Annotated in this window: 10 protein-coding genes; 3 read left to right on the top strand and 7 right to left on the bottom strand. The window is 75.7% G+C overall.

Annotation, left to right across the window (positions count from 1 at the left end):
• From ABWI04_RS26835 to ABWI04_RS26820, 4 genes are all read right to left on the bottom strand, one after another.
• Nucleotides 1-602 (bottom strand): universal stress protein (locus ABWI04_RS26835; RefSeq protein ID WP_353834170.1); only part of this gene is annotated, 602 nt, incomplete at its 3' end.
• Between the two features lie 90 nt (nt 603-692).
• Entirely contained in the window at nt 693-1,466 is a 774-nt protein-coding gene (locus ABWI04_RS26830) for an FAD:protein FMN transferase (RefSeq protein WP_353834169.1), read from the bottom strand.
• Nucleotides 1,459-1,899: an FMN-binding protein gene (locus ABWI04_RS26825; protein ID WP_353834168.1), complete on the bottom strand. Its 441-nt coding sequence runs from the start codon at nt 1,897-1,899 to the stop codon at nt 1,459-1,461. Before ABWI04_RS26825 ends, ABWI04_RS26830 begins: the two co-directional genes overlap by 8 nt.
• A 14-nt stretch (nt 1,900-1,913) precedes the next feature.
• Nucleotides 1,914-3,272, bottom strand: coding sequence for a ferredoxin reductase family protein (locus ABWI04_RS26820; RefSeq protein ID WP_353834166.1), 1,359 nt, complete (start codon nt 3,270-3,272; stop codon nt 1,914-1,916).
• Between the two features lie 114 nt (nt 3,273-3,386).
• On the opposite strand from ABWI04_RS26820, the gene ABWI04_RS26815 reads away from it, so the two are divergent.
• Both ABWI04_RS26815 and ABWI04_RS26810 read left to right on the top strand, forming a co-directional pair.
• Nucleotides 3,387-4,127, top strand: coding sequence for a response regulator transcription factor (locus ABWI04_RS26815; protein WP_345172068.1), 741 nt, complete (start codon nt 3,387-3,389; stop codon nt 4,125-4,127).
• Nucleotides 4,124-5,539, top strand: a complete 1,416-nt coding sequence (locus ABWI04_RS26810) for a sensor histidine kinase (RefSeq protein WP_353834165.1) — start codon at nt 4,124-4,126, stop codon at nt 5,537-5,539. The genes ABWI04_RS26815 and ABWI04_RS26810 overlap by 4 nt, the downstream gene beginning before the upstream one ends.
• A 63-nt stretch (nt 5,540-5,602) precedes the next feature.
• On the opposite strand, the gene ABWI04_RS26805 is transcribed toward ABWI04_RS26810, so the two are convergent.
• Nucleotides 5,603-6,721 (bottom strand): class I tRNA ligase family protein, encoded by a 1,119-nt coding sequence (locus ABWI04_RS26805; RefSeq protein WP_353834164.1) that lies wholly within the window; start codon nt 6,719-6,721, stop codon nt 5,603-5,605.
• 144 nt (nt 6,722-6,865) lie between these two features.
• Here ABWI04_RS26805 and ABWI04_RS26800 point away from each other — a divergent pair, with 144 nt between their 5' ends.
• The gene (locus ABWI04_RS26800) at nt 6,866-9,508 is read left to right on the top strand and encodes a bifunctional acetate--CoA ligase family protein/GNAT family N-acetyltransferase (protein ID WP_353834163.1); all 2,643 of its coding nucleotides are present in this window, start codon (nt 6,866-6,868) and stop codon (nt 9,506-9,508) included.
• Nucleotides 9,509-9,583: 75 nt separating this feature from the next.
• Here ABWI04_RS26800 and ABWI04_RS26795 read toward each other — a convergent pair whose 3' ends face one another.
• The gene (locus tag ABWI04_RS26795; RefSeq protein ID WP_353834162.1) at nt 9,584-10,954 is read right to left on the bottom strand and encodes a wax ester/triacylglycerol synthase family O-acyltransferase; all 1,371 of its coding nucleotides are present in this window, start codon (nt 10,952-10,954) and stop codon (nt 9,584-9,586) included.
• Between the two features lie 31 nt (nt 10,955-10,985).
• Entirely contained in the window at nt 10,986-11,567 is a 582-nt protein-coding gene (locus ABWI04_RS26790) for an Rv1733c family protein (protein ID WP_353834161.1), read from the bottom strand.
• Nucleotides 11,568-11,687: the final 120 nt, after the last annotated feature.

Below are 11,687 nucleotides of genomic sequence, written 5' to 3'. Positions count from 1 at the left end.
CAGGCGTGCAGCACGCGGAGCCGGGCGCCGCGGGCGGCGGCCGCGGCGAACGCGTGGCCGAGCGCGGGGGCGGGGTCCTCCGCCAGGTCCAGGCCCACCACGACCTCGCCGATGGGGGTGTCCGAGTGGCCGCGGACGATGACCACCGGGCCCGGGTAGTGCCCGGCCAGGTGAAGACCGGTGGAGCCGAGCAGCAGCGAGGCGAAGCCGCCCCGGCCGCGATGCCCGACGACGACCTCGGCGGCCTCGCCGGCGTAGAGCCGCAGGCCGCCCGCCACGGTCCGGTCGTGGACGAGCATCGTCTCGACCTTGAGGCGGGGGTGCCGCCGCAGGGCCGCGTCCCGCCCGGCGCGCAGCACCGGGTTCCAGGCGTCGACGAGTGACTCGGCGTCGCCGCCCGTGTCGCCGGGCGCGGTCCTCGTCGGTGTCTCCAGGACGTGGAGGACGTGCAGTTCCTTGCCGAGGCGCGCGGCCTCGTCGGCCGCCCAGCCGATGGCGCGTTCGGAGGAGGCGGAACCGTCGGTCCCGACCAGGACCGCGCGATCGCCTGCGGTGCCCGACGATGGGGGGCCGTCAGGCCCGAAGGAGGAGGGCTTTGCCATGAACACAGCGTCGTCCGCGCGGTCGCTCGGCCGTAGGGACCTTGGTCCCCGCCTCGGACGGCGACGGTCCTTTCGCCCCGGGTTCGGCCCTCAGCCCCTCCTGGAAGGAAGCAGGGCGAAGTCCTCGAAGCCGGGCGTCCACCACAGGCCGCCCTCGGACGTGACGCCGAGCGCCTCGATCCCCGGCCGGGCCTCGAGCCAGGCGCGGGCGGCGTCGCCCATGGCGAAGGCCGCGGTGGCGAGCGCGTCGACGTCGGTGAGGTGGCGCCCGACCAGCGTGACGGAGACGAGGCCCGCGGCGGGGAGCCCGGTGCGGGGGTCGAGGATGTGCCGGCCGCGCTCGGCGGTGCCGGACGTGGCGACGGCGATGTCGCTCCCGGACACGGCGGCGATGAGGCTGCCGCGGTCGCCGGGGTCGGCGATGCCGATCCGCCACGGTTCGCCGGGCCCGGCCTCGCCGCGCGCCTGCACGTCGCCGCCGCCGTTCACGCAGTGGTCGTGGGCGCCGGCGTCGTGGAGGATCGTCGACGCCCGCTCGATCGCCCAGCCCTTGACCACGCCGCTGGGATCGAGCCGGCCCCCCGGTTCGCAGGTGAACGCGCCGCCCGTGGCCCGTTCGAACTCCGCGCCGAGGCGCAGGACCTCGGCGACCTCGGGATCGCACTCGCCGAGCCCGGCGCGGCCGTCCGCCAGGCGCGTGACCTGGCTGTCGGGGCGGTAGGGGGAGAAGACGCGGTCGACGTGGTGGAGCCAGGCGACGGCCTGCGCGAGGGCCGCGGCGATGGCCGGCGAGCGCGGCGTGCGGACGTCGAAGGAGAACACCGTCCCCATCGCGTGCTCCACGTGGCGGATCCCCTCAGGCACGGGCGCTGTCCAGGGCGCTCTGGAGGGACGTGATGTATCCCTCGCTGGTGTAGGTGGCGCCGGACACGGTGTCGATGCGCGCGCTGCCCGCCGCGAGGGCCTTCTTGGTGAGCTTGGGGAGGGCGAAGGAGGCGATCTCGCGGTCGCGGCCGTTCTCCGACGGCGAGCGCAGGACGCGGACTCCGGTGAGGTGGCCGCCCGACATCGTGATCTCGACCTGGACGGGCCCGTAGCGGGTGTCGACGCTCTCGCCCCGGTAGGTCTTGCTCACCGGGTTCGCCCCGCCGCTCGTGCCGCCGCTCGTCCCGTTGCTCGTGCCGCCGCCCGCGGTGGGCGGGGGCGCCACGGCGGTGTCGTGGTGGTGCGGCTTCAACGACAGCAGCAGCACGACTCCCGCGATCGTCGCGCTCGTGGTGAACACGGCTCGGCGCATAGGGTGCGGACCTCTCAGAACTCGAAGGATTCGGATCGGACGTGGCGGCGTCGCACGCCGGCCTGCTTCAGCGCGCCCTGGGCGGCGGCCATCATGCCGGGCGGCCCGCACAGGTAGACGTCCCGGTGCCGGATGTCGGGGACGAGGTCGCGCAGCGCCCGGCCGTCCAGCGACAGGGAGTAGTGGGACGGCTCGTCCACGAAGTAGTAGGCGCGTGCGCCGCGGACGCGGGCGATGTCGTCGAGCTCGCCGCGCAGGGCCAGGTCCTCGGGCCGGCGGGCGAGGTAGACGAGGGTCACGTCACCGGGCAGGGTCTCGAACAGCGTCCGCAGCGGGGTGATGCCGACGCCGCCGGCGATCAGCAGGGCCCGGTCGTGGTGCGGCCGCGCCCCGGTGAACCCGCCGTAGGGCCCCTCGGCCCAGACCCGCGTCCCGGGGCGGAGCCGGGCCAGCGCACGGCTGTGGTCCCCGGCCTCCTTGACGGTGATGCGGAGCCGGTGCCCGCGGGGCGGCTCGGACAGCGAGTAGGGGTTGGCCGTCCACCAGAAGCCCGGGGCGAGGAACCGCCAGCGGAAGAACTGGCCCGGTTCGGCGCGCAGCTCGTCCAGGTGGCGGCCGCTCATGTAGACGGAGACGATCCCGGGCGCCTCGGCGTGGACGGCGGTGACCCGCAGCCCGTGCCGGATCCCGCGCACGGCGGGCATCAGGAACCGGAACCAGGCGAGGGTGACGGCGACGCCGATGTACAGGGTGTACCAGGCGGCCTTCGCCAGGGGCGATCCGGCGAACTGGGCTCCGTTGGCGAGCTGGTGCGAGAACGCCAGGAAGATGGCCAGGTAGGTCGCGAAGTGCAGGTAGTGCCAGGTCTCGTAGCGCATCCGCCGCCGGGCGGCCCTCGCGGACGTGATCCCGATGCCGAGGAGGAGCAGGAACCCGGCCGTGCCCTTGATCATCTCCGGGTAGTCGACGACCACCGTCGCCGTCTCGTGGACGACGTCGGTGCGGGCCGTCACCGCGTACCCCCAGATGATCAGGAGGGCGTGCGCCAGCGCGAGGCAGACGGTGTACCGCCCGCCCATCGCGTGCCAGCGGGCGAGCCGGTCGGTGCCCACGCCCCGTTCGAGCGCCGGCACGCGGGCCATCAGGGCCAGCAGGACGGCGCAGCCGTATCCCGCCAGCAGCCCGGTGACGCGCCCGGCCTCGGTCAGCCAGCCGTCCAGACCGGTGATCGAGCCGGTGCTCCGCCACCACAGCGCCAGCACCGCGAGCGCGCCGGCGTAGATCGGTACCTGCGGCCACCAGTGCGGGACGCGCCACGACGGCCGCCTGACCTGCGGGGTCGGCCGCATGATGTCGTACCTGGTCGTCGTCATGGCGGCCACCCTGCCAACGCAGTTTCTGAGTTCCCTCTGACGCGATGGGGAATGGCGTCTCTCAGAGCCTTTTCAGAGGGAAGGCAGAGGTTGGAGAGGGATGCTGGTCCGACCATGACAAAGGACGAACCCGCGGTGGCGGGCCTGCGGCGGGCCGACGGGACGCCCGTGCGGGTCCTCGTCGTCGACGACGAACCGGACCTGGCGGAGGTGCTGTCGCGCGTGCTGGCCTCGGAGGGCTGGTCGGTGCGGAGTGCCGGGGACGGCGCGGGCGCGCTCGCCGCCGCGCGCGACTTCCGCCCCGACGCCGTCGTGCTGGACGTGATGCTCCCCGACATCGACGGCCTGCAGGTGCTGCGGCGGCTGCGCGCCGACTCGCCCGAGGTGTGCGTGCTGTTCCTGACCGCCAAGGACGCCGTCGAGGACCGCATCGCCGGCATCACCGCGGGCGGCGACGACTACGTGACCAAGCCGTTCAGCCTGGAGGAGGTGCTGGCGCGGCTCCGGGGGCTGCTGCGCCGGGCGGGCATGGCGCGGACGGCCGGCACGGACCGGCTGCTCACCGTCGGCGCCCTGGCCATGGACGAGGACGCCCGGGAGGTGACCCGCGACGGAGAGGTCGTGGAGCTGACGCCCACCGAGTTCGAGCTGCTGCGGTTCCTGATGCGCAACCCGCGCCGGGTCCTCAGCAAGGCCCAGATCCTCGACCGCGTCTGGGACTACGACTTCGGCGGGCAGGCCCACGTCGTCGAGCTGTACATCAGCTACCTGCGCAAGAAGATCGACGCGGGCCGGGCACCGATGATCCACACGGTGCGCGGCGTCGGGTACGTGCTGAAGCCAGGGGCCTCGTGAGGGGCCTGCGGACGCTGCGGGCCCGCCTCACCGCCGGGCTGCTCGTCCTGCTGGCGCTGAGCTGCCTCGCCGTGGGCATCGCCACAGCGACGGCGCTCGACCGGTTCCTGATGGGGCGGCTGGACGAGCAGCTGACCGCGTCCGGCGGGCGGTTCCCGGCGAGCCTCGAACACGAGCGGCGCCATGACGCCGACAACGGTCCCGACACCCGGGGGCAGGCGCCGGGGACGTTCGGCGCGCGGCTGTTCCGCCGGACGGTGACGGAGGCCGCGGTCGTGCGCGACAGCTCCGACGTGCCCGTGCCGCTCGACGCCGCCGACCGGCGCGCCCTCGCCGCACTCCCGCCCGACGGCCGGGCGCGCTCGCTCGACCTGTCGGCGCTGGCGGAGTACCGGATGATGGCGCTCCGCGGCGACGACGGGGACGTCCTGGTCACCGGGCTGCCGCTGCGGCCCGCCGAGGAGACGCTGCGCCGCGTCATCCTGGTGGAGGCGATCGTCTTCGCGGCCGTGCTCGCCGCCGCCGGGATCGCGGCGGCGGCGTGGGTCGGGCTGGCCCTGCGCCCGCTGCGGCGGGTCGCCGCGACCGCGTCCCGGGTGACCGAGCTGCCGCTGGCCAGCGGGGAGGTGGCGATGCCCGAGCGCGTCCCCGACACCGATCCCCGCACCGAGGTCGGGCAGGTCGGCGCCGCGCTGAACCGGATGCTCGGCCATGTCGAGAACGCGCTGGCCCGCCGGCACGCGAGCGAGGAGCGGCTCCGCCGCTTCGCCGCCGACGCGAGCCACGAGCTGCGCACCCCCGTCGCCGCGATCCGGGGCCACGCCGAACTCGCCCTGCGCACCACCGAGCCCGTTCCGCCCGAGGTGCGGCACGCGCTCGGACGGATCGAGGCCGAGTCGGTCCGGATGTCCGAACTGGTCGACGACCTGCTCCTCCTCGCCCGCCTGGACGCCGGCCGCCCGCTGGAGACGGACCAGGTGGACCTGACCCGCATCGTGCTGGACGCCACGGCCGACGCCCGCGCCGCCGGCCCGCGGCACCGCTGGGAACTGGTGCTCCCGGAGGAACCGGTGACCGTCACCGGGGACGCCCGGCGCCTCCACCAGCTGGTCGCCAACCTGCTCGCCAACGCGCGCGCCCACACGCCTCCCGGCACCCACGTCACCGTGAGGCTCGCGGACCGGGGGGACGCCGTGCTCCTCGACGTGGAGGACGACGGCCCCGGCATTCCGGCCGGCCTGCGCGAGGAGATCTTCCAGCGGTTCGTCCGCGCCGACCAGAGCCGGTCCCGCAGCGCGGGCGGCACGGGACTCGGACTGGCCATCGTCCAGGCGGTGGCCGCCGCCCACGGCGGCCGCGCCGAACTCGTCGAGGCCCAGCACACGCTGTTCCGCGTGACCCTTCCGCACTGAGTCAGCGGCCCGCCCGCACCCCTGCGCGGGGCGCGCCACGTGCGCCGGCGCCCGGGCGGCCGCTCAGCCGAGGGCCAGGACCCGCGTCACCAGGCGAGCGGTCCGGCCGCCCTCCTGCTCCGCCACTTCGAGCGCCGTCCGCACGTCGAGGTCGTCGAGCAGCGCCCGCGTCACGGCGGCCTCCGCCGCGGGGGAGGAGCGGCCGCGGCCCGCCGCCGCGAGGAGGCGGTCCAGCCCTTCCGCGGCGCGGTCGAGGGCGCCGGGCGTGTACTCCCACTCCCGCGCCCAGGGCTCGGCGAGGAGCATGAAACGGACCGCGGAGGCCGGGTGGTCCTGGACCAGATCGGAGACCAGCACCAGGTTGCCGGTGGACTTGGCCATCTTGGCGCCTTCCCGGCGGACCACCCCGACGTGCAGCCAGGCCCGGGAGAACGGCCGCACGCCGGTCAGCGCCTCGGCCATGGCCGCCTCGTAGGCGTGGTGGGGGAACCGCAGGTCGTCGCCGCCGGCGTGCAGGTCCAGCGCCGGGCCGAAGGCCGTCATCGCCATCGCGGCGCACTCGGCGTGCCAGCCGGGCCGCCCCGCGCTCCAGGGGCTGGGCCAGGCGGGCTCGCCCGACCGCGACGGCCGCCAGACCGCGACGTCGAACGGGTCGTCCCTGCCGGGGTCGTCGGGCGCGTCGCCGTACTCGGCGAGGAGCGCGCGTGCCCGGCCGGCGTCGAGGCCGGCGCGCCGGGGGACCTCGCCGCCGCGGAAGTGGACCGCGCCGCCCCGCACGTAGGCGTGTCCGGAGGCGAGGAGTCCCTGGGCCAGCGCGACGACCTCGCCGACATGGTTGTGCGCGCGGGGCTGGTGGTCGACGGCGTGGACCCCGAGGACCTCCAGGTCGCGTTCGAAGTAGAACTGCTGGACGGCGGCGAAGCTGTCGTACGGGCTGCCCGCACGGTGCGCGGCCTGGTCCAGCACGTCGTCGACGTCGGTGACGTTCCGGCACACGCGCACCTCGCCGCCCGCGTGCCGCAGGACCCGGGCGGCGACGTCGGCCCAGACGAAGGTGCGGGCATGGCCGAGATGGGTCGCGTCGTACGGGGTGATCCCGCAGACGTACATGCGGGCGGGGCCGACGACCGGGAGGGGGCGGCCGCCGATCCGCAGCGTGCGGCCGGGCGAGTTGAGATCCACGAGAGCGCCGCTCCTCAGGATGGCGGAACCGGTGTTCCCCCTGTCCTACCCGGCGGGCCTCTCCGGGGCGTGGGGACGAAGGTCCCGACGACCCGTGACCTTGGGACGCTGACCGGCCGCGCCGCCCCGTCCGACGCTGGGGGCATGACGGAGAGCCTTTCCGGCGCGCGTGTCTTCGCGCTGCTGACCGACGGGACGCAGGTCGAGATCCGGCGGCTGGGGGAGGCGGACCGGGCGGCGGTGCGCGACCTGCACCGCGGCCTCAGCGAGGAGAGTCTCCACCTGCGGTTCTTCGGCCTCAACCGGGCCGTCTCCGAGCAGGTCGCGGGCCGGGTCTGCCGGACGGGCGGCGACGGCCACGCCGCGCTCGGCGCGTGGCTGCGCGGCGGACTGGTCGGCGTGGCCGAGTACGAGCCGACCGACGTGCCCGGAGAGGCCGAGTTCGCGATGGCGGTGGCCGACCGGATGCACCACCGCGGGGTCGGGACGCTGCTGCTGGAGCACCTCGCGTCCGTGGCCCGGGACCACGGGATCGTGGCCTTCCGCGCCGACACGCTGGCCGAGAACACCGCGATGCTGCGGGTCTTCGCCGACGCCGGGATGACGGCGCGGCGCCGGTTCTCGGGAGGCGTGGTCGAGCTGACCCTGCCGCTGGTCTCCGACGAGCGCTACCTGGACGCGGTGGCCGAGCGGGAGCGGCGCGCCGACGTCGCCAGCCTGGAGCCGCTGATGCGGCCGCGGACGGTCGCGGTCGTCGGCGCGTCCCGGCGGCCGGGGACGGTCGGCGCCGAGATCCTCCGCAACCTCCTCTCCGCCGGCTTCGGCGGCGCCGTGTACGCGGTGAACCCGCACGCCGCCGGCGGCGACCTGCACGGCGCGCCGTGCGTGGCGGCGCCCGCCGACCTGCCGGAGCGGCCCGACCTGGCCGTCGTCACCGTGCCCGCCGGCGCGGTGGTCCGCGCGGCGGCCGAATGCGGGCGGTACGGGGCCCGCGCGCTGGTGGTGGTCAGCTCGGGGCTGACCGCCGGCCAGGGGCGCGACCTGCTGGCGGTCTGCCGGGAGCACGGCATGCGGCTGGTCGGCCCGAACTGCCTGGGGACGGCCAACACCGAGATCTCCCTCGACGCGACGTTCGGCGCCCGGCACCCCGTCCCCGGGGGCGCGGGGGTGGTGGTGCAGTCGGGCGGCGTCGGGATCGCGCTGCTGGAGCAGCTGTCCCGGCTGGGGATCGGGATCTCCTCGTTCGCCTCGGTCGGCGACAAGTACGACGTCAGCTCCAACGACCTGCTCATGTGGTGGGAGTCGGACGAGACGACCCGGCTCGGCGTCCTGCACGTGGAGTCGTTCGGCAACCCGCGCAAGTTCGCCAGGACGGCCCGGCGGGTGGCGGCCCGGATGCCGCTGCTGACCGTCCTCGCCGGGCGGTCGGCGCCCGGCACGCGGGCGGCCGCCTCCCACACCGCGGCCGCCGCGACCCCCGAGATCACCCGCCGGGCCCTGTTCGAGCAGGCGGGCATCGTCGCCACCGACGACCTCGGGGAGCTGGTGGACGCCGCCGCGCTGCTGGCCGCCCAGCCGCTCCCGGACGGGCCGCGCGTCGCGGTGGTGTCCAACGCGGGCGGGGCGGGCGTGCTGGCGGCCGACGCCTGCGCCGACGCCGGACTCTCCGTCCCCGTCCTGACGCCGGCGACGCGGCGCCGCCTCTCCGGCCTCCTGCCCGCGTGCGCGGCGGTCGCCAACCCGGTCGACACCACGGCCGGGGTCTCCGCCGAGCTGTTCCGGAGCGCCCTGGACGCGGTCGCCGCGGACGGGTCCGTCGACGCCGTCCTGGCGCTGGTGGCGCCGACCGCGCTCGCGGACCTGCGCGGAGCGCTCGGCGGCTGCGGCAAGCCGCTCGCCGCGGTCGTGCTCGGGCAGCCCGAGACCGTCGTGGTCAACGAGCGCGGCGTGCCCTGCTACGCCTACCCGGAGAACGCCGTCCGCGCGTTCGCCCGCGCCTTCTCCTACGCGCGGCGGCGGGGCGCCCCGCCCGGCGCGCCGCCCGCGCTGACCGGGCTGATGCCGGTCGAGGCGGCGGGCATCATCGACGGGTTCCTGTCCGCGAGACCGGAGGGCGGCTGGCTGCCGCCCGTCGGCACCTTCCGGTTGCTGGAGTCCTACGGGCTTCCGCTCGCCCCCTGGTGCTGGGCGCGCACCGAGGAGGAGGCCGCGTCGGCGGCCCGCGAGATGGGCGTCCCGGTGGCGATGAAGGCGCACGTGCCCGGAGTCGTGCACAAGACCGCCGCCGGAGCCCTGCGGCTCGACCTGGACGGCGACCGCGAGGTCCGGGAGGCGTTCGGGAGCCTCACCGGACGGTTCGGCGGCGCCCTGGAGGGCGTGGTCGTCCAGGCCATGGTGGACGAGGGCGTCGAGGTGCTGTGCGGCGCCGTCCAGGAAGAGGTGTTCGGAGCCGTCGTGGTCTTCGGTGCGGGCGGCGTCGACGCCGACGCCCTGGCCGACCGCACCGCCCGCCTCGCCCCGCTGACGGAGCGGGAGGCCGACGACCTGATCCGCGAGCCGCGCCTGTCCGCCCTGCTGCTCGGCCATCCCGCCCGCCCCGCGGGCGACCTCGCCGCCCTGCGCGACCTCCTGCTCCGGCTGTCCAGGCTGGCGGCCGAGCATCCCGAGATCGCCGAGCTCGACCTCAATCCCACCGTCGTCCGGCCCGACGGCGCGGTGGCCGTCGACGCCCGTGTCCGGCTCCTTCCCCGGCGCGCCTGGGACCCCTACCTGCGCCGCCTGAGATGACGGGACGCCGCGTACGATCCCGGTGAACGCCGTGTTCGCGCCGCCCCACCGAGTTCCTGCGCCGCGCGCGGGCGGTCATGCCGGAACCTTCCGCGCCGCCTCCTTGAGGAGCTCGTCGACGCCCTCGCGGATGCCCGCGCACAGGATCGGCAGGTCGGGCAGGGCGTCGCGGTCGCCGGTGATCCCGAACGACAGGACGCCGTCGTAGGAGATGATGCCGACGGAGACGCGCGACCCGGCGGCGATGGGGATGTAGGGGTCCATCTCCAGCATCCGCCGCCCCATCGCGTACAGCGGGAACGAGGGACCGGGCACGTTCGTGACGATCGTGTGGACCAAGGGCTGCCGCAGCCGCAGCGCCGTGCGGGCCGCCACGGCGAGCAGCCCGGGGGCGGCGCCGACGAGCCGCAGGAAGGCGTCGAGCCCGGCCGCCTGGTCCGCGCTCTTCGCGCCGTCCATCTGCTCCCGCAGCAGGCGGAGGCGGCGCAGGGGGTCGGGCTCCCCGCAGGGCAGGTCGACCAGCACCGCCGACACCCGGTTCGTCAGGATCCCGCGCTCGTCGGGCGACCGGACCGAGACGGGCACCAGGGCGCGGACGGCCGACTCCGCGGTGAGCACGCCCCGGGCGGCCAGCAGCGCCCGGAAACCGGAGGCGGTCGCGGCGAGCACCACGTCGTTGACCGATCCGCCGAGGGCGCACCTGATCCGGTTCACCTCATCCAGGCGCGCGCAGGTCCGCGACCAGCGCCGGAGGGGAGCGGTCGGGCCGTTGAGCGAGGACGCGCCGGGGCCGGTGAGGCGCGCGGCGTAGCCGGGGGCCGCGCCCGCGACGGCGATCGACTCGCGCAGGGCCGGGAGGAAGAGCCGGGCGGCCTGCCGGCCGAACCCCCTCAGCCGGTCCGCCACGGCGCCGCGCACGACGGCCCGCGCGGACGGTTCCGGGGCGGGCGTCCACAGCCGGGGACCGGCGGGCGACCATCCGGGGCCGGCGTCGAGCAGGACGCTCAGCAGGTCGATCCCCGCGAGCCCGTCGACCATGCAGTGGTGCACCTTGGAGATCAGGGCCCAGCGTCCGTGCTCCAGCCCCTCGACCAGCCACACCTCCCACGGAGAGCGGGTGAGGTCCAGCCGCCTGCCGAGGACGCGGCCCGCCAGCTCCCGCAGCTCGTCCGGGCCGCCGGGCGCGGGCGCCTCCACGTGCCGGACGTGGTCCGCCATCCGGAAGCCGCGGTCGTCGATCCAGACCGGGTGCGCGAGGTGGAGCGGGACGGTCCGGACGCGCTGCCGGCAGCGGGGAGCGAACCGGAGCCTGGCGAAGATCTCCCGGACCAGCTCCGCGTGGCCGGGCGCGGGGCCCTCGAACACGGTCACCGTGCCGATCTGGAGCGGCGTGGTGTCGTTGTCGGCGAAGAACATCCCCGCGTCCAGCGCGTTCATCCGCTGCATCCCGCACCTCCGGCGTGCCGTCTCGGGTCTCCTAGGCCGAACGGGAGCGGCGGTCGAAGTCGGCCCACTCCTCGTCCCACTGCCGGTACCGGCGCCTGTCGCAACCCCAGCGGAACGCGAGGTAGACGGTGAGCATCGGCAGCCCCGCCACCGCCAGGACGGCCGCGCCGGCCGACACGTCGTCACCGATCGTCCGCGCGTGCTTCCGCGGGCCCATCTCTCCGAGGGTGTGGCGGGGACCCGTCCAGAGCACGCGGTGCTCGCCGACCACGGTCGCGCGCCAGCTGGTGTACCGGCCGTTGTGCGGAGTGCCGTCCGCGCCGGTCCAGACCACGTTGACCTCGCGTCCGGACTCCAGCTGCGTGACCCCGACCACCGTCGCGTCGACGCGGTGGCGCGTCGCGGCCTCGTACCGTTCGGCGCGGACCCCCGCGGCATCGACGGACGAGACCACGTGGGCGCAGGCGATCGGTGCGGCGACCAGGAAGAGCAGGAGCAGAAGGAGCCCGACGCGCCACTGCGCCCGATCGACCCTCCGCCGCAGGTCGTTGCCGTCGAGCCCGCAGCGGCGCCGCAGGCGGTCCGCGTGTGTGCCGGCGTCCGGCGGCCTCATGCCTGCTCCCCGGGTCGATGACCGAACGACCTCGGAAGTCGCCCTCAACGGCTCATCCCTCCAAGTACCTCCAGCCTTTCCCGGGGACGCGCCGGGCGCCACGGACGGATGTCCTCGACG

It is taken from the genome of Actinomadura sp. NPDC000929, from assembly GCF_040492065.1.
GTDB classification, from domain to species: Bacteria; Actinomycetota; Actinomycetes; order Streptosporangiales; family Streptosporangiaceae; genus Spirillospora; species Spirillospora verrucosospora.
Note: the sequence above shows the minus strand (reverse complement) of the source record. Positions and strands in the feature narration are given on the sequence as shown.

Excerpts from the sequence above, each read along its gene's own strand:
- ABWI04_RS26815 (WP_345172068.1), top strand. The coding sequence starts at position 3,387 with ATGACAAAGGACGAACCCGCGGTGGCGGGCCTGCGGCGGGCCGACGGG.
- ABWI04_RS26825 (WP_353834168.1), bottom strand. The coding sequence starts at position 1,899 with ATGCGCCGAGCCGTGTTCACCACGAGCGCGACGATCGCGGGAGTCGTG.
- ABWI04_RS26800 (WP_353834163.1), top strand. The coding sequence starts at position 6,866 with ATGACGGAGAGCCTTTCCGGCGCGCGTGTCTTCGCGCTGCTGACCGAC.
- ABWI04_RS26795 (WP_353834162.1), bottom strand. The coding sequence starts at position 10,954 with ATGCAGCGGATGAACGCGCTGGACGCGGGGATGTTCTTCGCCGACAAC.
- ABWI04_RS26820 (WP_353834166.1), bottom strand. The coding sequence starts at position 3,272 with ATGACGACGACCAGGTACGACATCATGCGGCCGACCCCGCAGGTCAGG.
- ABWI04_RS26790 (WP_353834161.1), bottom strand. The coding sequence starts at position 11,567 with ATGAGGCCGCCGGACGCCGGCACACACGCGGACCGCCTGCGGCGCCGC.